Source organism: Microbacterium sp. TPU 3598 (genome assembly GCF_002356155.1).
GTDB lineage: Bacteria > Actinomycetota > Actinomycetes > Actinomycetales > Microbacteriaceae > Microbacterium > Microbacterium maritypicum_A.
Map to the genome: position 1 here is coordinate 1,789,604 of NZ_AP017975.1, position 24,567 is coordinate 1,814,170.

The 24,567-nt window shown below is 68.4% G+C and carries 20 protein-coding genes and 1 pseudogene; 18 read left to right on the forward strand and 3 right to left on the reverse strand.

What is annotated here, in order from left to right; genetic code table 11:
- The first annotated feature begins 8 nt into the window (after positions 1-8).
- Positions 9-2,261 (forward strand): RelA/SpoT family protein, encoded by a 2,253-nt coding sequence (locus MST3598_RS08515; protein WP_029259269.1) that lies wholly within the window; start codon positions 9-11, stop codon positions 2,259-2,261.
- On the opposite strand, the gene MST3598_RS08520 is transcribed toward MST3598_RS08515, so the two are convergent.
- Together MST3598_RS08520 and MST3598_RS08525 are read right to left on the reverse strand one after the other, a co-directional pair.
- Positions 2,248-2,799 (reverse strand): type IV toxin-antitoxin system AbiEi family antitoxin, encoded by a 552-nt coding sequence (locus tag MST3598_RS08520; RefSeq protein WP_051671031.1) that lies wholly within the window; start codon positions 2,797-2,799, stop codon positions 2,248-2,250. The genes MST3598_RS08515 and MST3598_RS08520 overlap by 14 nt on opposite strands.
- Before the next feature lie 64 nt (positions 2,800-2,863).
- Positions 2,864-4,216, reverse strand: coding sequence for a DUF349 domain-containing protein (locus MST3598_RS08525; RefSeq protein WP_021200632.1), 1,353 nt, complete (start codon positions 4,214-4,216; stop codon positions 2,864-2,866).
- A 213-nt stretch (positions 4,217-4,429) separates the two neighbouring features.
- On the opposite strand from MST3598_RS08525, the gene MST3598_RS08530 reads away from it, so the two are divergent.
- Both MST3598_RS08530 and MST3598_RS08535 read left to right on the forward strand, forming a co-directional pair.
- The gene (locus MST3598_RS08530) at positions 4,430-6,322 is read left to right on the forward strand and encodes an NAD(P)/FAD-dependent oxidoreductase (protein WP_051671029.1); all 1,893 of its coding nucleotides are present in this window, start codon (positions 4,430-4,432) and stop codon (positions 6,320-6,322) included.
- Positions 6,322-7,080 (forward strand): winged helix-turn-helix domain-containing protein, encoded by a 759-nt coding sequence (locus tag MST3598_RS08535; protein ID WP_051667852.1) that lies wholly within the window; start codon positions 6,322-6,324, stop codon positions 7,078-7,080. The genes MST3598_RS08530 and MST3598_RS08535 overlap by 1 nt, the downstream gene beginning before the upstream one ends.
- Before the next feature lie 42 nt (positions 7,081-7,122).
- Here the strand turns inward: MST3598_RS08535 and MST3598_RS08540 are convergent, their stop codons facing one another.
- Positions 7,123-7,425: a hypothetical protein gene (locus tag MST3598_RS08540; protein ID WP_029259264.1), complete on the reverse strand. Its 303-nt coding sequence runs from the start codon at positions 7,423-7,425 to the stop codon at positions 7,123-7,125.
- 102 nt (positions 7,426-7,527) lie between these two features.
- Here MST3598_RS08540 and MST3598_RS08545 point away from each other — a divergent pair, with 102 nt between their 5' ends.
- The 15 genes and pseudogenes from MST3598_RS08545 (at position 7,528) to MST3598_RS08615 (ending at position 24,550) form a co-directional block, all read left to right on the forward strand.
- A complete protein-coding gene (locus MST3598_RS08545) occupies positions 7,528-8,901 on the forward strand; it encodes a replication-associated recombination protein A (protein WP_029259263.1) in 1,374 nt (457 codons plus the stop codon).
- 182 nt (positions 8,902-9,083) lie between these two features.
- Positions 9,084-9,713 (forward strand): 30S ribosomal protein S4, encoded by a 630-nt coding sequence (gene rpsD, locus MST3598_RS08550; RefSeq protein ID WP_017830546.1) that lies wholly within the window; start codon positions 9,084-9,086, stop codon positions 9,711-9,713.
- 111 nt (positions 9,714-9,824) lie between these two features.
- Positions 9,825-10,013, forward strand: a complete 189-nt coding sequence (locus tag MST3598_RS08555; RefSeq protein WP_021200628.1) for a hypothetical protein — start codon at positions 9,825-9,827, stop codon at positions 10,011-10,013.
- Positions 10,014-10,068: 55 nt separating this feature from the next.
- Positions 10,069-12,729 carry an alanine--tRNA ligase gene (gene alaS / locus MST3598_RS08560; protein ID WP_029259262.1) on the forward strand — a complete coding sequence of 887 codons (2,661 nt, stop codon included), beginning with the start codon at positions 10,069-10,071 and terminating at the stop codon, positions 12,727-12,729.
- Positions 12,726-13,199, forward strand: coding sequence for a Holliday junction resolvase RuvX (gene ruvX, locus MST3598_RS08565; RefSeq protein ID WP_021200626.1), 474 nt, complete (start codon positions 12,726-12,728; stop codon positions 13,197-13,199). Before alaS ends, ruvX begins: the two co-directional genes overlap by 4 nt.
- A gap of 2 nt (positions 13,200-13,201) precedes the next feature.
- Positions 13,202-14,722, forward strand: coding sequence for an endolytic transglycosylase MltG (gene mltG, locus MST3598_RS08570; protein ID WP_051667853.1), 1,521 nt, complete (start codon positions 13,202-13,204; stop codon positions 14,720-14,722).
- Positions 14,697-15,539: a shikimate dehydrogenase gene (locus MST3598_RS08575; RefSeq protein ID WP_051667866.1), complete on the forward strand. Its 843-nt coding sequence runs from the start codon at positions 14,697-14,699 to the stop codon at positions 15,537-15,539. Before mltG ends, MST3598_RS08575 begins: the two co-directional genes overlap by 26 nt.
- 63 nt (positions 15,540-15,602) lie before the next feature.
- Complete coding sequence (gene aroC / locus MST3598_RS08580) at positions 15,603-16,832, forward strand: chorismate synthase (RefSeq protein ID WP_021200623.1); 1,230 nt, start codon at positions 15,603-15,605, stop codon at positions 16,830-16,832.
- Positions 16,816-17,334 (forward strand): shikimate kinase, encoded by a 519-nt coding sequence (locus MST3598_RS08585; RefSeq protein WP_029259259.1) that lies wholly within the window; start codon positions 16,816-16,818, stop codon positions 17,332-17,334. The genes aroC and MST3598_RS08585 overlap by 17 nt, the downstream gene beginning before the upstream one ends.
- Positions 17,331-18,418 (forward strand): annotated as a pseudogene (gene aroB, locus MST3598_RS08590) (3-dehydroquinate synthase). The gene MST3598_RS08585 and the pseudogene aroB overlap by 4 nt, the downstream one beginning before the upstream one ends.
- Positions 18,415-18,852 (forward strand): type II 3-dehydroquinate dehydratase, encoded by a 438-nt coding sequence (gene aroQ / locus MST3598_RS08595; RefSeq protein ID WP_029259258.1) that lies wholly within the window; start codon positions 18,415-18,417, stop codon positions 18,850-18,852. The pseudogene aroB and the gene aroQ overlap by 4 nt, the downstream one beginning before the upstream one ends.
- 55 nt (positions 18,853-18,907) lie before the next feature.
- Positions 18,908-19,468 carry an elongation factor P gene (gene efp, locus MST3598_RS08600; RefSeq protein ID WP_021200619.1) on the forward strand — a complete coding sequence of 187 codons (561 nt, stop codon included), beginning with the start codon at positions 18,908-18,910 and terminating at the stop codon, positions 19,466-19,468.
- Positions 19,469-19,471: 3 nt separating this feature from the next.
- Positions 19,472-19,882 carry a transcription antitermination factor NusB gene (gene nusB / locus MST3598_RS08605; protein WP_021200618.1) on the forward strand — a complete coding sequence of 137 codons (411 nt, stop codon included), beginning with the start codon at positions 19,472-19,474 and terminating at the stop codon, positions 19,880-19,882.
- A gap of 48 nt (positions 19,883-19,930) precedes the next feature.
- Complete coding sequence (locus MST3598_RS08610; RefSeq protein ID WP_029259257.1) at positions 19,931-22,891, forward strand: DEAD/DEAH box helicase; 2,961 nt, start codon at positions 19,931-19,933, stop codon at positions 22,889-22,891.
- A gap of 81 nt (positions 22,892-22,972) precedes the next feature.
- Positions 22,973-24,550: a Rieske 2Fe-2S domain-containing protein gene (locus MST3598_RS08615; RefSeq protein WP_029259256.1), complete on the forward strand. Its 1,578-nt coding sequence runs from the start codon at positions 22,973-22,975 to the stop codon at positions 24,548-24,550.
- The last annotated feature ends 17 nt before the right edge of the window (positions 24,551-24,567 follow it).

Sequence of the window (24,567 nt, forward strand, 5' to 3'; positions counted from 1 at the left end):
GTGAGTAGATGGCGGAACCGCAGACGTCATCGCAGGGCTCGAGTCTGCGACGGCTGGTTCCCCGCATCTTCTCCCGCGCGTCGAGGATCAACGATCTCGACAACCTGATCCGCACGGTCCGCGCGAATCACCCGAAGGGTGATTTCTCTGTCATCGAACGGGCCTACGCCGTCGCGAAGGAGAAGCACGAGGGGCAGAAGCGGCAGAGCGGCGAGCCGTACATCACGCATCCGCTCGCCGTCGCGCAGATCCTCGCGGAGCTCGGACTCGGCCCACGGGCGATCGCGGCCGCACTGCTGCACGACACCGTCGAGGACACGGGCTATGCCCTGACGGACCTCACCGCCGAGTTCGGCGACGAGGTGGCGATGCTCGTCGACGGCGTCACCAAGCTCGACAAGGTCAAGTACGGCGAGAGCGCCCAAGCCGAGACCGTGCGCAAGATGATCGTGGCGATGTCGAAGGACATCCGGGTGCTGCTGATCAAGCTCGCCGACCGCCTCCACAACGCGCGGACCTGGGGCTTCGTCCCGCCCGAGAAAGCGGCGAAGAAGGCCAAGGAGACTCTGGAGATCTATGCTCCGCTGGCGAATCGTCTCGGTATCCAGGCGATCAAGTCGGAGCTCGAGGATCTCTCCTTCGCGGTGCTGCATCCCAAGATCTACAACGAGATCCACAGTCTCATCGCGCAGCGCACTCCGCAGCGCGAGAAGTACCTCAACCAGGTCGTCGAGGAGATCGACGAGGATCTGCGCGACCTCCGCATCCGCGGCAAGGTCGTCGGGCGTCCGAAGCAGCTCTACTCGGTGTACCAGAAGATGGTCATCCGCGGGCGTGAGTTCGACGACATCTACGACCTGATCGGCATCCGCGTCCTGGTCGCCTCCGTGCGCGACTGCTACGCGGTGCTGGGCGCCATCCACGCGCGCTGGACCCCGTTGCCCGGCCGCTTCAAGGACTACATCGCGACGCCGAAGTTCAACCTCTACCAGTCGCTGCACACCACCGTCATCGGCCCCGCCGGCCGCACCGTCGAGATCCAGATCCGCACCCACGAGATGCACCAGCAGGCCGAGTACGGTGTGGCGGCGCATTGGATGTACAAGGAGCGGATGAACGGCGGTGGCAAGACCGAGGTCCGTGCCTCCGACACCGACATGGCGTGGCTCGCGCACATCTCCGACTGGCAGGCGGAGACCGCCGATCCGGGCGAGTTCCTCGAATCGCTCCGGTTCGAGATCGGCGCGAAGGAGGTCTACGTCTTCACGCCGAAGGGGCGGGTGATCGGACTCCCCGCCGGCGCCACTCCCGTGGACTTCGCGTATGCCGTGCACACCGAGATCGGGCACCGCACGATGGGCGCGAAGGTCAACGGACGCCTGGTGCCGTTGGAGTCCGAGCTCAAGAGCGGTGACGTCGTCGAGGTCTTCACCTCGAAGAACCCCGATGCCGGTCCCAGCCAGGACTGGCTCGGCTTCGTCGCGAGCACCCGCGCCCGCAACAAGATCCGCGGGTGGTTCACGAAGGAGCGCCGCGAAGAGGCGATCGAGCAGGGCAAGGAGGCCATCGCGCGCGCGATGCGCCGACAGAACCTGCCGTTGCAGCGCCTGATGAGCCATGACTCGTTCACCGAGGTGGCGCGGGGCATGCACTACGAAGACGTCTCGGCGCTCTACGCCGCTGTCGGTGAAGGCCACGTGTCCACGCAGTCGGTGCTGGAGAAGGTCACCGCTCTCGTCGCGGCGAACGATCCGACCACCGGTGCCATCGACCTTCCCGGCAGCGTCCAGACCCGGGAGCCGCGATCCGGTGACTCGGGCGTGCTCGTGCGCGGAGCCAACGACATCCTCGTGAAGCTCGCCAAGTGCTGTACCCCGGTCCCCGGGGACCAGATCGTCGGATTCGTGACCCGCGGCAGTGGTGTCTCCGTGCACAGAGCGGACTGCGTGAACGTGAAGGCCCTCGGTGCGGAGCAGGACCGCTTCGTCGAGGTGTCGTGGGCGCCCACCACCAAGAGCGTGTTCCGGGTGCAGATCCAGGTCGAGGCGCTCGACCGCTCCGGGCTGCTCTCCGACGTCACCCGCGTGCTGAGCGAGCACCACGTCAACATCCTGTCGGCGACGGTCACGACGACCGACGAGCGTCTGGCACTGAGTCGGTTCGTGTTCGAGATGGGCGATGCCGTGCACCTCGACCGTGTGCTCAACGCCGTACGCAGGATCGACGCCGTGTACGACGTCTACCGCGTCACCTCCTCCTGAGGGCGAGTCTCTCGAGCACCGCCGATCCCGCTCTCCTTCCCGGAACGCGGCTCATGCCGCGCAGTACGTCGGCTGCGGCCGCCGGGGCATCGGGGAACACCAGCGCGAGTCGTTCCATCCAGGTCAGCATTCGGGGGTCGCGATGGAGAGCCGTTGCGAGATCGAGCATCGTCCGTTCCGGCCGCGCCACTCGGACTCCGCCGAGCACCTGCACGTCAGACGCCGGGAGCACGGTGTCGTGGAACACGAGGCGTGCGCTGGTGCTCGCGCGGATCCGTCTCTCGACGCAGCGTCGCACATGGTGCACGACGGGCGGGGTGTCACCGGCGCCGTGGATCCAGGCAGCAGTCGGACCCGCGGCTGCGGTTCCCGGTTGCACGAGGGACCCGACTGCACCTGCCCTGACATCCGGTCCTTCGATGAGGTCAGCCGGGACGTAGACCTCGCCGACCTCGACCACATGGCCGTCGATCCGCGCGGCGCTGAGTTCGGACAGGCTCAGCCGATCGCCGGGGACATACAGGAAGACGGGGTGCATCACGTCAGTCTGACGTAGTGCACCCCGTCTCTTCAGCAGTGCTGAGCGACCTGTGGAGAACGGGTCAGCTCCCGAGGGCGCTGAGCCACGCGCGGCGTGCCTCGAGGGCATCCGTTGCCGCCTTGGCCGCCTTCTTGTCGCCCGACTTCTCTGCCGCGGCGACTTCGGCCTCGAGCTTCTCGATGGCCTCGAGCAGCTGCGAGCTCATGTCGTTCGCGCGAGCCTTGGTCTCGGGGTTGTTCTTCTTCCAGTCCACGTCTTCGCGGCCCTTGAGCCCCTGTTCGATGGCGCGGAGCTTGTCGTCGAGCGCACGTTCCTTCTCCCGAGGGAAGATGCGACCGATCTCGTCCCACTGCCGCTGGATGCGGGTGAGGAGAGCGCGGGCACGCTTGATGTTCGACTCGTCGGCCACGGCCTTCGCCTCTTCGAGGAGCGCCTCGCGGGCTTCGATCTTCGGGGCGGAATCCGCTTCCTCTGCGGCGGCCTGCTCGGCGCGGGCGGCGTAGAGCGCGTCGCCGGCAGCCTTGAAGCGCGCCCAGAGAGCGTCGTCGGCCTTGCGGCCGGCGCGGCCCGATGCCTTCCACTCGTCGAGCAGGTTCCGGTACGCGGGAATGCCGTCCGTGCCACGCGGGGCGAGTGCCTCGGCACGCTCGACCAGACGGGTCTTCGCGTCGCGGGCGACCTTGTGCGCGTCGTCGAGCTCGGAGTAGAACGCGCGGCGCTGCTTGTCGACGACGGCGCGAGCGTCGCGGAATCGCTTCCAGAGCTGCTGGGAGATGCCCTTCGACAGGCGCGGCCCGTTCTGCTGCTGCGCCTGCCAGGCATCGAACAGTTCGCCGAGCTCGGCCGTGACCTGCTTCCACTGCACCTTGCTGAGATCGCGGGCGGCGATGGCCTCGGCACGTTCGACGAGGACCGTGCGCTCGGCGATCGCCTTGTCGACGAGCTCCTTGGCGTGCTGTGCCTCCTGCTCGGTCGCCTCGGAGAGGGACGAGGTCAAGGCGTTGAGTCGATCGCGCAGGCCGGCGAGGTCGCCGACGGCCGCGGCATCGGTCGCTTCGTCGATCAGGTGCGAGGCCTGCTTGGCGAGATCGCTCGCCGACGCTCCGCCGGCCTGATGACGCTGTTCGAGAGCGTGCACCTTGAAGGCGATGTCATCGAACTTGCGGACGAAGTAGGCGAGGGCCTCGTCGGGAGTCCCATCGGGGTACTGGCCGACGACGCGCCAGGCCTCGCCCTCCTTGACCTCGACGGTCCCGTCTTCGGATACGCGACCCCATTCCGCTGATGTCGAGGATGCCGCAGGCACCGGGGCGACGGGCGCGACGGCGGCCGGCGTCGGCGCCTTGCGCGGCATCGGTACGGCAGGGGGGCCGGGGACGGGGGGAGTCGGCTTCGTGGGCTCGTTGGCAGACACGTGATTCTCCTTGCGCGGTCGGGCCGCGGGAGGCGGAAAGGACGAGGCTCAGCCTAGTACGCCGGAGCGTCGCGGGTGAGGTCCCAGGACTTCGATGATCGTTACCGTTCTGTGAGGAGAACTTTCGACGCAGGACACATTCTCCGTCATCTCCGGGAAACACGATGCTCCTATCGTCGCGAGCACGACAGTCTTCCGGTCGACAGGAGCAGTATGAAGGACACGACTTCCCCGCCGCACGAGATCCTGGTCGTCGGCGCGGGGATGGCGGCGCACCGTTTCGTGGAGCGCCTGCTTCGCGACCCGGGTGCGGCGGTGCGGGTCACGGTCATCGGCGATGAGGGACATGGCCCGTACGACCGATCCGCTCTCGTGGGTGTCCTCACCGGCCGGGAGGTCGAGGATCTCCAGCTCGACCGAACGGTGTTCCGCGACGACCGTGTGCGGTTGATCCGTGACGACCGCGTGCTCCGCATCGACCGGTCGGCGCGGGTGGTGCGCACACGATCCCGACGCTCCTATTCCTACGACGTGCTCGTGCTGGCCACCGGGTCGTTCGCGGCGCGGGTGGCGGTGTCAGGGGCTCGCCTCCCCGGCTGCTTCGTCCTGCGCACCATCGAGGACGCGGAGTCGGTGCGGGATTTCGTCGATTCGCGATCGCGTGCCCTCGGCCGTCCGCTGCGAGGCGTTGTCATCGGTGGCGGGCAGCACGGAATCGACACCGTTGTAGCACTCGACGACGCCGGCGTCGGCGCGACGATCGTGCAGTACGCGGATCGTCTCCTTCCCTCGCTGCTGGACGAAGCTGCAGCAGACGTCCTGCGCGGCGCCCTCGAAGAACGGGGCATCGCTGTCCGCACTCGGACCAGGACGACGCGGCTCGATCCGGACGACTCGGGAGCCGTCACGGCGCTCGAGTTCCAGGACGGTACCTTCCAACGCGCCGACCTCGTCGTCTTCACCGTCGGCGTGCGACCTCGGGACGAACTCGCGCGCAATGCCGGACTCGACGTGCACCCGCAGGGAGGAGTGATCGTCGACGATCACTGCACGACATCGGATCCGCGCATCCTCGCGATCGGTGAGGCGGCCTGCGTCGACGGACGCTGCGTCGACGCCGCCGCTTCCGCATATGCCATGGCGGAGGTGGCGGCCGCGCGTCTGCTCGGGGGAGGGGAACGCTTCGGCGGGCACCGACGAGACGTGCACCGCACCATCGCGGGCGTCGATCTCGCGTGCTTCGGCGAGCCAGCGACGCGCGACGCCGATCCCGACGCCGTCGAGGTCGTCACGCATCGCTCGCGAGGCACCGGTGTCTACCGAAAGCTCGTGCTCACCGACGATGCGCAGACGCTCCTCGGCGGAATTCTCATGGGCGATACGAGCGGTCTTGGCGTTCTTCGTCGGCTCGTCGGTGGACCGGCGCGTGGCGAGCTCGCTGCCGAACTGCGCCGGGCAGCGCATCCCGACGACTCCCGTGCGGTCTGCGTGCACATCGGCATGTCGTCGCAGGAGCTCCTGGCGGTGCTCCGCGCGGACGAGGTGTTCACGTTCAGCGCGGTCGGAGCCCGCTTCGGGCGGGACCCGGAGTGCGAGCGCTGCACCCTGGCTGTGGTACGCGCGCTCGCGGAACTGGCGACGGAGCGCTCTCCGCTCAGCACGCGCGGCGCACAGGAGGGGCTCGATTCGCACACGGGCCCGGTCCGATCGGAGGGGAGCCGAGTGCGGCTGTCGACGGTGACGGGGACGGAGCTCACGCCGGGGCATCTCGTCGACATCGGGCGTCTTGCGCAGGACCTGGGCCTGACGTTGCGGATCGTCGACTCCCGGATCGAACTGCAGGGCGTCTCCCACGACCAGCAGGCGCGGTTGCGGCATGGCCTCACCGCCGCGGGCCTCGCGTCCTCACCCCCTCTGCCGGCCGGAGCCGACCCGAACTCCGCGTCACCGACGCGGCGCGCACACGGCGCGGTATCGGCGGATCCGAGTTCATCCGAGTCCCCGCATCGCGGTGACGGCACGACGGTCGCGATCGGCTGGAGGGATCGGGGTCGGAGCGCCGATCCGCGGCGGGGCGTCTCCCTTCGCGCCGAGAATCCCGCGTGATGACCGGGCGTTCGGGGGCACGCCCGGTGCTCGCAGGATGCAGGATCATCATCTCGGCCCAGGCGAGGGCGGCAGGAGCATCTGCGGCCGGGAATCGTTCCGCCGGAGCGGATGAACTCGACCGCGCACTCGGAGCAGAGGGCGCGGACGTGATGCGCGTCGTGACATCCCGTCCGGTGACCACCCCGACGGGCGTGCTGCACCGTGCGGTGCATCGCGTGGGGTCCGGGGGCGCCGACGCCGTGATCTTCACCGCGTCGTCCGCGTCATGGATCGACGCGGCGACGAGGAGCGGCGCGCTCGAAGCGCATCGCCGTCGTGCCGAAGCGGGCCGGTTGCTCCTGGTCTCGGATGACGAGCGCGAGGCTCGCCGCCTTCAGGACGCCGGCCTGAACGCACGATACGTCGAGCGGGAGAGACCGACGGGTCTCGTCGGATGCGTCGTCGCACACTACGGAAGCGGTGCAGGATCGGTGCGCACCGATGCCGGAAGCCTCGAGGTGCGCAGCGGGGGCGTCGTGCTGGACGGGCGCTTCCTTCCGCTGTCCCGTGGCGCAGCGGACCTGATCGAGGCCCTGTTCCTCGCCCGCGGACGCGTGCTCTCGCGGAGGGAGCTCGGTCGTGAGCTTCCCGGCGGCGAGCGCAGCGGACGGGCGGTGGAGGTGGCCGTCGCCCGGTTGCGGGAGTCGTTGGGTGGCGTCGACCTGGTCCAGACCGTCGTCAAGCGGGGCTATCGCCTCGCCGTATCGGAGCCGTGAGCCGAGGGCATCGGTGGTAGGGGCGATCAACCGCGTCGGCGGTCACTCCGCCGGTGCGTCCGAGGGGACGGGGGCCGGCGTCTCCGCGGGTGTCTCGGTCGGAGCGGTGGTCGGCTCGACGGAGGGAGTGGGGGTGGGCTCCGGTTCGGGCGCGGTGACCTGGGCGTGCACGACCTGGCTGCCGATCGCTGCGACGACGATGAGGCTGCCGACGACGGCGGCGATCGTGTTGTCACGGACACGGCGGCGGATCTGCCCTTCGTGCCACTGGGTGCGTGCGGTGTGCAGTCGTGCGCGCTCCGCCGATGTGCGCGCCTGTGCGTTCTTGGAACCGCGTGCGGCCATGCCCTGCTCTCCCATCCGAACGCCGCTCCACGACGTCGCCTGAGAGCCTACCCGGATGCGGAGGTTCACCGAAGTGTCGGGGGCCGACGTTAGCCTGGAGGGATGACGTCCCCTGCTGCGCTGCTCTCCGGGCAGACGCCCCTCGCCGTGCGCATGCGTCCGGTGTCCCTCGCGGAGGTCGCGGGCCAGCGTCATCTGCTGCGTGCGGGATCGCCGATCGTCGCACTCGCCGACCCCGAAGCGACAGCCCCCGGGGCCGTGTCGATCATCCTGTGGGGACCGCCGGGAACCGGGAAGACGACTCTCGCTCAGGCCATCGCACGATCGTCCGGTCGGCGATTCGTCGAACTCTCCGCCATCACGGCGGGGGTGAAAGACGTGCGCGAGGTCATGCAGGAAGCCGTCACGCAGCGCGACCTCTACGGGCAGACGACCATCCTCTTCCTCGACGAGATCCACCGCTTCACCAAGGCGCAGCAGGATGCCCTTCTCCCCGGAGTCGAGAACGGCTGGGTGATCCTGATCGCCGCGACGACAGAGAACCCGTCGTTCTCCGTCATCTCACCGCTGCTCTCGCGTTCGCTGCTGTTGACGCTGCAGCCGCTCACCGACGACGACATCGGCCTCCTCGTCGATCGTGCGGTCACCGACCCCCGCGGTCTGAACGCATCCGTCGCTCTCAGCGACGAAGCGAGGTCGGCTCTGGTGCGGCTGGCCTCGGGTGACGCGCGGCGCGCCCTGACCGGGCTGGAGGCCGGCGCCGCGGTCGCACTGTCCCACGCGACGGCCGCGGACGCGGACGACGAGGGGAACGGTGCGTCGGTGCCCGGTGCGTCGGTGCCCGAGGTCTCGGCCGATGACATCTCCCAGGCGGTCGACAAGGCCCTGCTGCGTTACGACCGGCAAGGCGACGAGCACTACGACGTCATCAGCGCCTTCATCAAGTCGATCAGAGGGTCCGACCCCGATGCCGCGTTGCACTACCTCGCCCGCATGATCGAGGCAGGGGAGGACCCGCGCTTCATCGCCCGGCGCCTGGTGATCTCGGCGTCGGAAGACGTCGGTCTCGCCGACCCGCAGGCCCTGGCCATCGCCGTGGCGGCAGCAGATGCCGTGGCGTTCATCGGCATGCCGGAAGGTCGCATCCCCCTCGCGGAAGCGACCGTCTACCTGGCGACCACCGCCAAATCGAACGCCGCGTACGTGGGGATCGACGCGGCGATCGCCGACATCCGCGCCGGCGGTTTTGGCCGGGTTCCGCTGCATCTCCGCGATGCGCACTACCCGGGCGCCAAACGTCTGGGCCACGGCCGCGGCTACGTCTATTCGCACGACAGCGAGTTCGGCGTCGTGCCCCAGCAGTATCTGCCGGACGAACTCGACGGTCGGCACTACTACGAGCCGAAGAACCTCGGTGCGGAGCGCGACATCGGTGCGCGCCTCGAGCGGATCCGCCGCATCCTCGGGGACCGCTGACCCTGCCGATCCGGTGGGGAAAAGCGATCTGTTAGACTTGAGCGGCTCGAAACCGAGTTTTCGGGCATCTCCTCGTTCACACCACACCTTGCTGGCGCCCCGGCGTGCGCTCCAAGGCAGAACGCGGACGATACGTCCGTGAGTCGTGAAAGACGCGACCACGTCATCGGAAGGAAAACTTCGTGACCACGAAGTCCCAGGACCGCCGCAAGGTGCGTCTCAGCCGCGCCCTCGGCGTCGCTCTCACCCCGAAGGCCGCCCGCTACCTCGAGAAGCGTCCGTACGCTCCGGGTGAGCACGGCCGCACCAAGCGCAAGGCAGACAGCGACTACGCCGTCCGTCTGCGTGAGAAGCAGCGTCTTCGCGAGCAGTACGGCATCCGCGAGAAGCAGATGCGCAACACCTTCAACGAGGCTCGTCGTCAGGACGGCCTGACCGGTGAGAACCTGGTCGAGCTCCTCGAGATGCGTCTCGACGCTCTCGTCGTGCGTTCGGGCTTCGCCCGCACCACCGCACAGGCTCGCCAGCTCGTCGTGCACCGCCACATCCTGGTCGACGGCCAGCTCGTCGACCGCCCGTCGTTCCGCGTGAAGCCGGGTCAGCTCATCCACGTCAAGGCCAAGAGCGAGGGCACCGAGCCCTTCCAAGTGGCGGCAGCCGGCGGTCACGCCGAGGTCCTGCCCCCCGTTCCGGGCTACCTCGAGGTCGAGCTCGACAAGCTCCAGTCGCGTCTGGTTCGTCGTCCGAAGCGCGCCGAGGTCCCCGTGACCTGTGAAGTGCAGCTCGTCGTCGAGTACTACGCGGCTCGCTGATCCAGCGATCGAGCAATCAGGCAGGAGGCGTCGGGATTCCCGACGCCTCCTGTCGTTTCCGCATACGATGGTGACACCGCGCCTTCGCGGGTCAAGGGCAAGGATGACGACATGAAGAACGTGCTGTGGTTCCTGATCGGTGTGATCGGCGGCTTCGTCGCGGCTCACTTCATGAACAAGGACCCGCGCGGTCATGACATCCTCGCCGAGGTCGACGCCCGGATCAACGGGTTCACCGCGATCCTCAGCGACGCCTACCGCGAGCAGGAGGCACGGCTCACGGAGCCGGGCGACAACTGAACCACCGCAGCGGCGCCTCGGCGCGGCATCTTCACGCAAGGACACCCGGAACCTTATGAAAACTGCGGAAATCGCGCAGCGCTATCTCGACTTCTTCGAGAAGAACGACCACCTCATCGTCCCCTCGGCCTCCCTGGTCAGTGACGACCCGTCCCTGCTGTTCACGGTCGCCGGAATGGTGCCGATGATCCCGTACCTCACAGGTGTCGTCCCTGCTCCGCACTCGCGTATCGCCGACGTGCAGAAGTGCATCCGCACGAACGACATCGAAGAGGTCGGCCGCACTGCCCGTCATGGCACGTTCTTCCAGATGCTCGGCAACTGGTCGTTCGGCGACTACTTCAAGGAAGGCGCGATCCGCTATGCCTGGGAGCTGTTGACGAGCTCCGAGTCCGACGGCGGTCTCGGCTTCGACGAGAAGGACCTGTGGGTCACCGTCTACGAGACCGACGACGAGGCCGAGGCGATCTGGCGCGACATCATCGGGCTCAAGCCGGAGCGCATCCAGCGCCTGGGCCGGGCGGACAACTACTGGAACACCGGCCAGCCCGGACCGGGTGGTCCCGACTCGGAGATCTTCTTCGATCGCGGTCCCGCCTACGGCAAGGACGGCGGCCCGGCTGTCGACGACTCGCGGTTCCTGGAGATCTGGAACCTCGTGTTCATGCAGGACTTCATCGAGAACATCCGCAGCAAGACGGAGTTCGACATCGTCGGCGAGCTGCCGATGAAGAACATCGACACCGGCATGGGCCTCGAACGCGTCGCCTTCCTCAAGCAGGGTGTCGACAACATGTACGAGTCCGATCAGGTGCGGCCGGTGCTGGACCGTGCGGTCGAGCTCTCCGGACGGCCCTACGGCGCGCAGCACGAGGACGACGTGCGGTTCCGTGTCGTCGCGGACCACGTGCGCTCCTCGCTCATGCTCCTCTCCGACGGCGTGCGTCCGTCCAACGAGGGACGCGGGTACATCCTGCGCCGTCTGATGCGTCGCACGGTCCGCTCGATGCGCCTGCTCGGTGTCGACGAGCCGGTGTTCCCCGAGCTGTTCGCCGCATCCCGCGATGTGATGAAGACCACCTATCCGGAACTCGAGAGGGACTGGTCTGTGCTCTCGGCATCGGCGTTCGCCGAGGAGGAGACCTTCCGTCGCACCCTCGTCGCCGGGTCGACGATCCTCGACCTGGCTCTGGACGAGACCAGGAAGGGCGGCGGGAAGACCCTGAGCGGTCCCGAGGCCTTCCTGCTGCACGACACCTACGGCTTCCCGATCGACCTCACGCTCGAGGTCGCCGAGGAAGCAGGACTCGACGTCGATCGTGCCGCTTTCGACAACCTCATGCAGGAACAGCGCCAGCGCGCGAAGGACGACGCCCGCAATCGCAAGCGTCAGCTCGCCGACGTGTCCGTCTATCGCGAACTGCGCGCGCTGGGAGAGACCGGATTCGACGGCTACACCGCGCTCGAGGTCGAATCCCGTGTGCTCGGTCTCCTCGTCGACGGTGTCCCCGTGCGCAGCGCCGCCGAGGGCCAGATCGCCGAGGTCGTGCTCGCCGAGACGACGCTCTACGCGGAGTCAGGTGGGCAGGTGGCCGACAAGGGCACGATCGTGGGCCCGGGATACACGCTCGAGGTGCTCGATGTGCAGAAGCCGGTTCCCGGTCTGATCAGTCACACCGTCGAGGTCACGCGCGGCAGCGTCGCCGTCGACGACATCGCGACCACGGTGGTGGACGCGGCGAACCGTCGTGCCGCCCGCCAGGCGCACTCGGCCACCCACCTCGTGCATGCTGCTCTGCGCGACACGCTCGGTCCGACCGCGACGCAGGCGGGCTCGTTGAACCGTGCCGGCTACATGCGCTTCGACTTCGCCTGGTCGCAGGCGCTCTCGACGGATACGCGGAGCGAGATCGAGGAGATCACGAACCGTGCAGTGCAGGACGCCCTGGAGGTGACCACGCGCATCGTCTCCCTCGATGAGGCGAAGGAAGCCGGAGCCATGGCGCTGTTCGGCGAGAAGTACGGCGATGTCGTGCGCATGGTCGACATCGGCGGCCCCTGGTCGCGCGAACTCTGTGCCGGCACGCACGTCAGCACGAGTGCCGAGATCGGTCTGGTGAGCCTGGTCGGAGAGTCCTCCGTCGGAGCATCCAATCGTCGCATCGAGGCTCTCGTCGGTGCCGATGCCTTCCGGGAGCTCGCTGCGGAGCGGGCGATCGTCTCGCAGCTGACCAGTTCCCTGAAGACGCCGCGCGAACAGCTTCCGGAGCGGATCGCCGACCTCGCCGCGAGTCTGAAAGCGGCGGAGAAGCGCATCGCGCAGTTCGAGGCGAAGGAGAGGGCCGGTCAGGTTCCCGCCATCGTCGAGGCCGCGACCCGCGTTGGAGCGTTCCGCCTGGCTGCCCAGAACCTGGGCGAGGTGGCGTCCGCGGACGATGTGCGCGATCTCGTGAACGGCGTGCGCGATCGGCTCGGTTCCGATGCCGCGGTCGTGGCATTGGGAGCTGTGGTCAACGGCCGTCCGGTCGTGGTCGTCGCCACCAACGATGCCGCTCGGTCTGCGGGAGCGAAGGCCGGCGCGTTGGCGAAGCGCGCTGCCGGTGTGCTCGGCGGCGGCGGTGGCGGTCGTGACGACGTCGCGCAGGGCGGTGGCGCGGATGCCGCGGCGCTTCCCGCGGCGCTCGAGGCCATCTCACAGGAGCTGCACGCCGCGTGAGCGGGTTCCGCCGCGGCGTGCGGCTCGGCATCGACGTCGGCAGGGCGAGGGTCGGTGTCGCGCGCTGCGATCCCGATGGCATGCTCGCCGTCCCGGTCGAGACGGTCCCTCGGGACGACGCATCGATCGACCGCCTCGTGCAGATCGCAGGGGAGTACGACCCGTTGGAGTTCGTGGTCGGCCTCCCTGTGAACATGCAGGGTGCCGACACGCCATCGACCACGGATGCGCGAGAGTTCGCCGCTGCGCTTCAGGTGCGCAGCGGGATCCCCGTGCGCCTCGTGGACGAGCGCCTCAGCACCGTGAGCGCGCACGCCGCTTTGCGCAGTTCCGGGAGATCTCAGAAGAACTCTCGTAGCATTGTGGATCAGGTCGCCGCCGTGGTGCTTCTGCAGCAGGCGATCGACATGGAGAAGAGCACCGGAAACCCGGCCGGCGCCACCATCTCGCCTGACGAGGAGCACGCCTGACGATGTCTGAACGTGACAGCGCCACCCCCCGGCACGATCCTGATTCCCGCCTGGGGGATCTGTTCGAGAATCTGCCGGACCCGACGCAGCAGATCCCGACCGTCGACAACAGTGCTCCGGCGCCCGGTTCGCGCCGCGCCGCCCGAGAGGCAGCCGCCGGAGAGGGAACCGCGACTCCGGTGGGAGGCACGGCCCGCACGCCGGCCGAGCCGTCCCCTGTGCCGGTACGTGGGTCCGCGGACGACGCCGTCACCGCGGATGCGGCGCCGACGCCGACGCCCGTTCGCGCTTCGGCCGACGCCGCAGAGACTCCCACGCGTGCTCTCCCGCAGGCGGTGCCCGCGGCGGGCACCGGTCGCACCTCGGCAGCGGCCGAAACGCCCGAACCGGTGATCGGAGGCGGGCTCGACGATCTGTTCGCCCCGCACGACGACCATGTTCCCGCGGCGCCGAAGAAGAAGCGCCGCAAGGGCTGCCTGATCGCGCTGATCATCGTGCTCGCCGTGCTCGGCGGCATCGCGGCGGGTGGCGCCTGGGCCTGGAACACCTACGGCGACAAGATCAGCGATGCCATGGGCTGGGGCGAGTCGAAGGACTGGGAGCCCGGTCTCGCGAACGGCGAAGCCCTCGTCACGATCAAGCAGGGCGACACCGGGGGGCCGGTGTCGACGGCGCTCTATGAGGCCGGCGTCACGAAGACCGAGGACGTGTTCTACGACTACATCGTCGAAGAGAACCTCGCGGTCACGTTCTATCCGGGCGTCTACCGCCTGCAGAAGAAGATGACGGCAGAGGCCGCCCTCGCCGCGCTCAAGGACGACGCGAACAAGATGGCGAATGCCGTCTCGGTCTCCGAGGGAGGCACGATCGTCTCCTCGTTGCCCGGCATGGCCGAGACTCTCGGGCTTCCGCTCGCCGACTTCGAGGCTGCGGTCCAGGACCCCTCGGCCTACGGCGTGGATGCGCCGAGCCTGGAGGGCTGGCTGTTCCCCGCAGTGTACGAATTCGATCCCGGGGTCACCGCACCTCAGGTGATCCAGCGGATGGTCGACCGCACCAGAGAGTCGCTCGACGCGGCAGGTGTGCCGGCGGCTGATGCCGAACGGATCCTGACGATCGCCTCGATCATCCAGCGCGAGGGCCGTCTCGACGACTTCGCGAAGGTGTCCCGCGTCATTCAGAACCGCCTCGACATCGACATGAAGCTGCAGATGGATTCGACCGCCCAGTACGGCTACGGGTCGCTGCACGAAGGCGTCGTGTCGAGCTCGAAGGAAGCGCTCGAGGACGACAACGAGTGGAACACCTACGTGCGCACCGGCCTGCCGGCGACACCGATCGCCAGCCCGAGCGACGCGGCCATCAAGGCGGCGATGCAGCCTGCTGACGGCCCGTGGCTGTACTTCGTCACGATCAACCTCGCCACGGGGGAGACGCAGTTCTCCGAGACCATGGCGGAGCACGAGCAGGGAATCGAGAAGTGGCGTGAGTGGTGCCGTGCGAACCCCGACGGCGGCTGCTGAGACGGTGACGCGCTCACGGTTGGCGGTCTGGGGCGATCCGATCGCGCACTCCAAGTCCCCGGAGCTGCATGCGGCCGCCTATCGTGTGCTCGGCCTGGACTGGGAGTACGGACGGCGTCGGGTCTCGGCGGAGGGATTCGCCTCGGCGATCGCCGAACTGGACGACACCTGGCGTGGTCTCTCCCTCACGATGCCGTTGAAGGAAGAGGCGTTCCGCGCGGCGGCGACACGGGATCGTCACGCGCAGCTCACGGGCGCCGTCAACACGCTCCTCCTGGGAGACGAGCCGGCCGGGTTCAACACCGATGTCGGAGGGATCGTCGATGCCCTCGCCGAGGCGCACATCGCCGAGGTCGAACGGGTCCGGATACTCGGGGCCGGGGCCACGGCGGCGTCGGCTCTCGTCGCCGCAGCCGAGATCGGGGCCGCGCGCGTCGACGTGCGTGCTCGGCGCGCTGCTGCCGCGGCGGCGCTGGTGGATCTCGGGGAGCGGCTCGGCCTCGTCGTGGAAGTACGCGCGTTCGATGCGCCTGCTCCGGCCGTCGAGCTGACCGTGGCCACGCTGCCCAGCGGCACCGCTCTCCCCGCGGAGATCGCCTCGGTGCTGTCGTCGAGTGGCGGGTCGCTCTTCGACGCCGCCTACGCCCCGTGGCCGTCAGCTCTCGCGATGACCTGGAGCGAGGGTCCGGCCATCTCCGGACTCGGCATGCTGCTGCATCAGGCCGTGCGCCAGATCCGTATCTTCCGGCACGGCGATCCGACGATGGAGCTCCGCGACGAGGCCGCGGTGATCACCGCGATGCGCGCCGCGCTCTGACCGAACCGCTCGCTCGACGAAACGCGGCGCTGCGGGGGTGCGAACCCGTGGGAGACTGGAGCAATGCTCCGCGTGCTCACGGCCGGCGAATCGCACGGCCCAGAACTCATCGCCGTCATGGAGGGTCTTCCCTCCGGCGTCCCTGTGTCCTCCGAGGCCATCCAGGCCGACCTCGCCCGTCGCAAGTTGGGCTATGGCCGCGGCTCGCGGATGAAGTTCGAGCAGGATGAGCTGACGATCTCCGGCGGTGTGCGCCACGGCCGGAGCCTCGGCAGTCCGATCGCGCTGCGCATCGGCAACACCGAATGGCCCAAGTGGATCGAGGTCATGAACCCCGAGCCCGTCGAGCTCACGGACAAGTCTCGCGGACGCAGCGCGCCTCTCACCCGTCCGCGTCCAGGGCACGCCGATCTGGTGGGCATGCAGAAATACGACTTCGACGAGGCGCGTCCGATCCTCGAGCGTGCGAGCGCCCGCGAGACGGCCGCTCGTGTCGCGTTGGGAGCGATCGCCCGCTCCTTCCTCGGTGAGCTCGGGATCCGTCTCGTCAGCCACACGTTGTCGATCGGCCCGGTGCGCGTACCCGAGGGTTCTGCGCTGCCCACGCCGGATGACGTCGAGGCGCTGGACGCCGATCCGCTCCGGTGCTTCGACGCGGCGACCTCCGCGCTGATGGTGGCCGAGGTCGACGACGCCAAGAAGGACGGCGACACGCTCGGCGGGATCGTCGAGGTCCTCGCGTACGGGCTGCCTCCGGGACTCGGCTCCCACGTGCACTGGGACCGGCGCCTCGACGCGCGTCTGGCCCAGGCCCTGATGAGCATCCAGGCGATCAAGGGTGTCGAGGTCGGCGACGGCTTCGAGACCACCCGTCGTCGCGGCTCGGCCGCGCACGACGAGCTCTTCGCGACCGCCGACGGCATCACGCGCGGATCCGACCGTGCCGGCGGCACCGAGGGCGGCATGTCGACGGGCACCGTCCTGCGCGTGCGTGCCGGCATGAAGCCGATCGCGACGGTGCCGCACGCGCTGCGGACGATCGACATCGCGACAGGAGACGACGCCACCGCCCACCACCAGCGCTCCGACGTGTGCGCGGTACCAGCCGCCGGTGTGGTTGCCGAGGCGATGGTCGCGGTCGAGCTCGCGAACGCCGTGCTGGAGAAGTTCGGCGGCGACAGCATCCGGGAGACGCGACGGAACCTCGACGGGTACCTGGCGGGCATCCCTGCCGAGCTGCGCACGACCCCCGCGTCCGAGGCGGCGCTCATCGCGCATGACGAGCGCGGCTGATCCGCTGACGCTGGTGCTGGTCGGCCCGATGGCCGCCGGCAAGACCAGCGTCGGCAGACGCGTCGCTCGTCGGCTCGGCGTCGCGTTCATCGACACCGACAAGCGCATCGTGGCCGCCCACGGACCCATCGCCGGCATCTTCGAGGCCCACGGCGAGGCGCACTTCCGTGCCCTCGAGCGGGCCGCGGTGGCAGAGGCCCTCGCCGAGGGCGGGGTGATCTCCCTCGGTGGCGGGGCGGTGACGGAAGCGGCGACCCGGGAGCTGCTGGCAGAGTACCCGGTCGTGTTCCTGACCGTGAGCCCCGACGCGGTGGCCGATCGGCTCCGTGGGAGCAATCGTCCGCTGCTGGCGGGGGAGGACCCCCTGGAGCGCTGGAAGAAGATCTTCGAGGAACGTCGGGGGTGGTACGCCGAGGTGTCATCGGCGACCTTCGACACCTCACGTCGTCCGATGCAGAAGATCGCGGACGAGATCGTGGCATGGAGGAGAGAGCAGCGATGAGCACGACGACCATCAGCGTCACCGGTAGCGACGCCTACGACATCACGATCGGGCGGGGGATCCTCGAACGGGTCTCGGCTGCGCTGGCTCCGGGGGTGCGCAAGATCCTGGTCGTGCACCCCCGACGCTGGCCGCCCGGGCCGCCGAGCTGCGCGATCGCCTGCTCGCCGACACCTCGGACGGGCCGCGTGAGGTGCTGCTCGCCGAGATCCCGGATGCGGAGCAGGGCAAGCGCATCGAGGTCGCGGCCTTCTGCTGGCAGGTGATGGGGCAGGCCGACTTCACGCGCAGTGACGCCGTCATCGGCTACGGCGGCGGCTCGGTCACCGATCTCGCCGGCTTCGTGGCGGCGACGTGGCTGCGCGGTGTGCAGCTGATCCAGGTGCCGACCACGGTCCTCGGCCTCGTCGACGCGGCGGTCGGCGGCAAGACCGGGGTGAACACCGCGGAGGGCAAGAACCTCGTCGGTGCGTTCTGGGCGCCGCGCGCCGTCGTGGGCGACCTCGACGAGCTCGCGAGCCTCAGCCCGAACGAGGCGACCGCCGGTTTCGCCGAGGTGGTGAAGGCCGGATTCATCTGGGCGCCGGAGATCCTCGACATCGTCGAGGCGGATCCCGCTCGTGCCGTTGACCCCACGACGGACGAGTTCCGGCGTGCCATCGAACTTGCGATCGCGATGAAAGCCGAGGTCGTCTCGGACGACTTCCGGGAGGCGGGCCTGCGGGAGATCCTCAACTACGGCCACACCCTCGGGCACGCCATCGAGCACGCAGAGCGATACCGCTGGCGTCACGGCGCCGCGATCTCGGTCGGCATGCTGTACGCGGCCGAGCTCTCGCGTCTCGCCGGACGCCTCTCCGACGCCGCGGCGGAGCGTCACCGCACCATCCTCGAGTCGCTGGGGCTTCCGACCTCGTACCGCGCAGGAGCATGGCCGCAGCTGCTCGCCACGATGCAGCGCGACAAGAAGAGCCGCGGCGGAATGCTGCGCTTCATCCTTCTCGACGACATCGCGAAGCCGACGGTGCTGCAGGCCCCGGACGAATCGCTGATGTTCGCCGCCTACCAGGAGGTCGGCGCGTGAGCCGACGCATCCTCCTGGTCAACGGACCCAACCTGAACCTGCTCGGTTCGCGCGAACCAGAGGTGTACGGCACGGCCACGCTCGCCGACGTGGAGCGCATCACCATCGCCGCCGCCGCAGAACACGGCTTCGAGGTGCGTGCGGTGCAGAGCAACCACGAGGGGGTGCTGATCGACGCGATCCACGCCGCCCGTGAGGACTGCGCCGCGATCGTGATCAATCCCGGCGGACTCACGCACACGTCGGTGGTGCTGCGCGACGCTCTCACCGGAGTCTCGCTGCCGTTCGCCGAGGTGCACATCTCCGATGTGTACGCCCGGGAGGAATTCCGGCACCACTCCTACCTCGACGACGTCGCGGCCGTGCGCGTCGTCGGACGCGGTGTCGACGGCTACGCGGATGCCGTGCGGCAGCTCGCAGCACTCATCCCTTAGAATCGACTGTCGGTCTCGTCCGACCCCGCAGACTCACGAACGGAACTCGCAGCGCATGGCATCTACCGCAGACATCAAGAACGGCGTCGTCCTCAGCATCGACGGGCAGCTCTGGAGCGTCATCGAGTTCCAGCACGTCAAGCCCGGCAAGGGTGGCGCCTTCGTGCGCACCAAGCTGAAGAACGTCGTCTCGGGCAAGGTCGTCGACCGTACGTACAACGCCGGCGCCAAGATCGAGATCGAGAACGTCGACCGCCGCGACTACACGTACCTGTACACCGACGGCGACGGTTACGTCTTCATGGACCAGACAGACTTCGACCAGATCACGGTCGGCGCCGCGACGGTCGGCGACGCGAAGAACTTCCTGCTCGAGAACCAGGCCGTCACGATCGCCCTGAACAACGGCAACCCGCTCTACATCGACCTCCCGGCGTCCGTGGTCCTCGAGATCACCTACACGGAGCCCGGCCTGCAGGGCGACCGCTCGTCGGCCGGCACCAAGCCCGCCACGCTCGAGACCGGCTATGAGATCCAGGTGCCGCTCTTCGTCGAGGCCGGCACCAAGGTCAAGGTCGACACCCGCACGGGTGACTACCTCGGCCGCGAGAAGTAAGGCGTGAGCGCCCGGACGAAGGCGCGCAAGCGCGCTCTCGACATCCTGTTCTCCGCCGATGTGCGCGGGGACGACCTCGCGGTCACGCTGGCCGCCGAGGCGAAGCGCGCCGCGAGCGAGCCCGCCCGCGAGGCGTCCTGGCTCTACGCCCGCGAGATCGTCGACGGCATCATCGACTCGCGCGATGAGATCGACGAGCAGATCACGACGCACAGCCGCGACTGGAAGCTGGAGCGGATGCCCGCGGTCGACCGCGCGCTGCTCCGGATCGGCGTGTGGGAGATCCTCTACAACGACGACGTTCCGACGGCTGTCGCGATCGATGAGGCCGTGGAACTCGCCAAGGAGTTCTCGACCGATGACTCCGGCGCCTTCGTGCACGGCGTCCTCGCGCGAGTCGCCCGCGCCGCCTGATCCGTCCGACGGGGAGGCACTGTCGGCGGTGTCGGAGAGGATGGGGGCATGCCCCTGCCGAACGACCCGTCCCGTCCCGATGGCGCGTCATCCGCAGACTGGCGTTCGATCCTCGGAGCGCCGCGCGAAGATGCGGTGACGCAGCTCGCGCTCGGGGTCGAGCTCCGCGTGCGCGACGGTCGCGGAGCGAACCCCTGGGCCTCCCGCCCGCAGCGGACCGCTACTGCGCGCGACGTCGCCAAGCGCACGGGGGAGATCCTGCTCGGCATCCGTCCGCTCGAGAAGAGCGCGGCGACCGGTGCCTGGGTGCAGGGTGCGGCAACCTGGGACGCGGTGAGACGTTCCCCGACGCAGTACGGACGCGACCGCTCCCGATGGTTCGCCGATCTGCTCAGCATCGCGCGCGACACGCTGCTGTCCGGCACGGCGGGCGACTGGCTGGTCGCCGATCTGATCGAGTCCGGCCTGCTGTGGGGGCATCTGCGTGCGGCGGCCGACGTCGACGTCCCGCTGATCGCCACGCAGAAGAGCACGACCGTCGTTCTCGCTGATCGCGCCACGATCGGCGCGACGGTCGGCCGTGACGACGCGGGCGGACTCCTCGTGCGCCCTGACATCACGATCGACGGCCGCGATGCAGACCCCGCCGACGTGCAGACGATCGGGCACAGAGGGCTCTACGAGGTCGCTCAACACGGCACGAAGCTGCGCGTGACGCTCGCCGAGGCACCGATCGCCGAGCCGGTGCACGCACTGCTCGCCGCAAGGACGGGCCTCGAGGTGCCCGCGCGTGACGAAGCCGCGTTCTTCCGTGACGCCTACCCGCTGCTTGCCCGGCGGGTCGAGGTGCGTCCGGTCGGTCGCGTCGAGCTGCCGGTGCTGCCCGCACCCCGACCGGTGCTCGAACTGTCGTTCCTGCGCGGCGACACGGTGAAGTACACGTTCGAATGGGACTATCGCGGGTTCGGGCGCGTCCCGTTCGCTCCCGGAGGAGACGCCGTGCGCGACGCGGTCGCGGAGGAGATGCTCCGACACGCGCTCCAGGCCGTCTGGATGGAGCAGCTGGGCGAAGAACTCACTTCGGCGGGTTCCTTCCACGACGTCGCCGCCGCCGAGTTCGTCACTCGCATGGTGCCGGCGCTCGAGGCAGAGGGCGTCATGGTCTCCGTATCCGGTCGTCGCAAGAGCTATCACGAGCTCACGGGCGAGCCGCAGATCACCGTATCCACCGTCGAGAGCAGCGACCCCGACTGGTTCGACCTGGGAGTCCTGGTAAAGATCGACGGGCGCACCATCCCGTTCGAACCGCTGTTCACGGCGCTCAGCAAGGGCCGCAAGAAGCTCCTCCTCGTGGATGGCAGCTACTTCTCCCTGAACCATCGAGCGCTCGATCGTCTCCGGGAGCTGATCGACGAGTCCGGCGAGCTCGAAGAATGGGAGACCGGCCCGCGGATCAGCCGCTATCAGACCGATCTCTGGGAGGAGTTCGAGGATCTCGCTGATGAGGCGGTTCCCGCGGTCACGTGGCGCGCGACCGCCGACGGCCTGCGCACAGCCACCTCCGTGCCTGCGGTGTCGATGCCGTCGGGCATCACCGCCACGCTCCGGCCGTACCAGAAGGAGGGCCTGGACTGGCTCGCCTTCCTGTGGAGTCATCGTCTGGGCGGTATCCTCGCCGACGACATGGGGCTCGGAAAGACGCTCCAGCTCCTGGCTCTCATCGCGCATGCCCGAGAGACGGGGGAGCAGCGGCCGTTCCTCGTGGTCGTCCCGACGTCGGTGCTCGCCACCTGGCGGAGCGAGGCCGAGCGCTTCGCGCCTGCGCTCCGGGTGCTGCTCCGGGGGAGCACACAGGGTCGCTCGCTCGATGACAGCATCGGTGACGCCGATCTCGTCATCACGACCTACGCGGTCGCCCGTCTCGACGAGGCCGAGTACGCCCGTGTCGAGTGGGCGGGACTCATCCTCGACGAGGCGCAGTTCGTGAAGAACCCGGCGACCAAGCTGCATCGTGCTGTGGCCTCGTTCCGTGCGGACGTGACGTTCGCGGTCACCGGCACCCCGATGGAGAACAGCCTCAGCGAGCTGTGGGCGCTGCTGAAGCTCACCGCTCCCGGCCTGTTCGCCTCTGCGCGGAAGTTCCGCGAACACTACATCCAGCCGATCGAGCAGGGAAAGGTCCCGGAGAACGAGGAGGGCGGCGCCTATCGGCAGCGACGCCTCGAGCAGCTGCGGCGGCGCATCCGGCCCCTGCTGCTGCGACGGACGAAGGAGCTCGTGGCCCCCGACCTCCCGGAGAAGCAGGAGCAGATCCTCGAGGTCGAGCTCAGCTCGTCTCATCGCGCGCTCTACGACGTGGTCCTGCAGCGCGAACGGCAGAAGGTTCTCGGACTGCTGGAAGACCTCGATCGCAACCGCTTCATCGTCTTCCGCTCGCTCACACTGATGCGCATGCTCAGCCTGGCCCCCGGGCTCATCGACCCCGAAGATGCGAAGATCGGTTCGCGCAAGCTCGACGTGCTGATCGAGCGGGTGATCGAGCTCCAGGCGGAGGGCCATCGGGCGCTCGTGTTCAGCCAGTTCACCTCGTTCCTCGACCTGGCTGCGGCGCGCCTCGATGCCGCCGGCATTCCTTATGCGCATCTCGACGGGTCGACACGTCACCGGCAGAAGGTCGTCGAGAGCTTCACCTCGGGGGAGCAGCCGGTGTTCCTCATCAGCCTGAAGGCCGGCGGCTTCGGCCTCACGTTGACCGAGGCCGATTACGTCTTCCTGCTCGATCCGTGGTGGAACCCCGCAGCCGAGGCGCAGGCCGTCGATCGCACACACCGCATCGGTCAGGACAGCCAGGTGTTCGTGTACCGCATGATCTCCACCGGCACGATCGAGGAGAAGGTGCTCGACCTGCAACGCCGCAAGGCCCGGTTGTTCACCGCCGTGCTCGACGACGAGGCGCTGTTCGCGCAATCGCTCTCCGCCGACGACATCCGCGGGCTGTTCGAGGGCTGAGCGGAATACTCACGGCCGGGTCGACCGGGCGTTCAGGGAGCCGTCGGTAGAATCGTACGGTTCACTTTCGGGAGGAATGCAATGCGGATCACGGGACTCGGCCACGCCGGGATGTTCATCGAGACGGTCGGCGGGAACATCATCTGCGACCCGGTCCTCGGACCGTCGTTCTACGGATCCTGGTTCCCGTTCCCCGACAACCGAGGCCTGGACTGGGAGCGTTTCGGGCGTGAAGCAGATTTCCTCTGGATCTCGCACCGGCACCGTGACCACTTCGACCCGCGGCTCCTCGAACGCTACATCCGCAAGGACATCGAGGTGCTGCTCCCGGAGTACCCGACCGATGACCTCGAGAAGGACATCCGGGCACTCGGCTACACGAACATCACGTACGTCCCGGCCGGGCAGGTGATCCAGCGCGGCGAGCTCAAGATGATGATCACGCCGCTGCGAGCCCCCAGCGACGGTCCGATCGGCGACTCCTCGCTGAGCGTCGACGACGGCACCGGCTCGATGCTGAACCAGAACGACTCCCACCCGCTCGATCTCGAGAAGCTGCTCGATTTCGGCAAGCCCGACGCCTACTTCACCCAGGTGTCCGGCGCGATCTGGTGGCCCATGGTCTACGACCTGCCTCTCGATGCCAAGCAGAACTTCGCCCGTCTCAAGCGCGAAGCGCAGAACAAGCGCGCCATGTACTACATCGAGAAGGTCGACGCTCCGCACGTCTTCCCGATGGCGGGCCCGCCCATGTTCCTGCGTGACGACCTGTTCGACTTCAACGGCCTCGGTAAGAACGGCGAGTCGATCTTCACCGACCAGAAGCAGTTCCTCGCGCACATGAAGGAGCTGGCGCCGCAGTACGACGGGCAGCTCTTCATCCCCGGCACGGTCGTCACGGTCGAGGACGGATCCGTCACGAGCGAGCAGACGCTCTACACCGAGGCCGAGATCTCCCACATCTTCGACGAGAAGTGGGACTACCTCGAGGAGCAGCGGGCGAGTCGACAGCAGGAGATCCGCGACGAGGAGGCTTCTCGTGCCGCGATCATCCCGCCCGCCGAGATGCTCGAGGCGATCAAGAACTGGTGGGAGCCGCTGCTGAAGAAGTCCCGCACGATCCGACTCGGCGTCGGCGGGTGCGTGCGCTTCCGCATCGGCGAGCTCGACATGGTGGTCGATTTCCCCCGCGCGAAGGTCCGGGAGTACGCCGGGGAGGAGTGCATCTACTGGTACACCATCCCCGCAGACCTGGTCTCGACGAACATCGTCGATCACGAGATCGACTGGTCGAACTCGATCTTCCTCTCGATGCAGTTCTCCGTGGGGCGCAGCGGCAAGTTCAACGAGTTCCTCACCACGTTCCTCAAGTGCCTCTCCGTGGATCGGATCGAGTACGTCGAGAACTGGTACCAGGAGCAGACCGACCAGACCGAGGATGCCGAGATCGGCGACTGGGTCGTGCAGCGCCGGTGCCCGCACCTGCGTGCCGACCTCACCCGCACGGGCACGGTCGACGAGGACGGCATCCTCACGTGCAGCATGCACGACTGGAAGTGGGACCTGAAGACGGGGCGCTGTCTGTCGACCGCCGGTCACCCGATCCGTTCCTCCAAGATCGATGAGGTCACCGACCCCGTGCTGCAGGAGGCCAGCTGATCCGCCGGAGTCCCCGC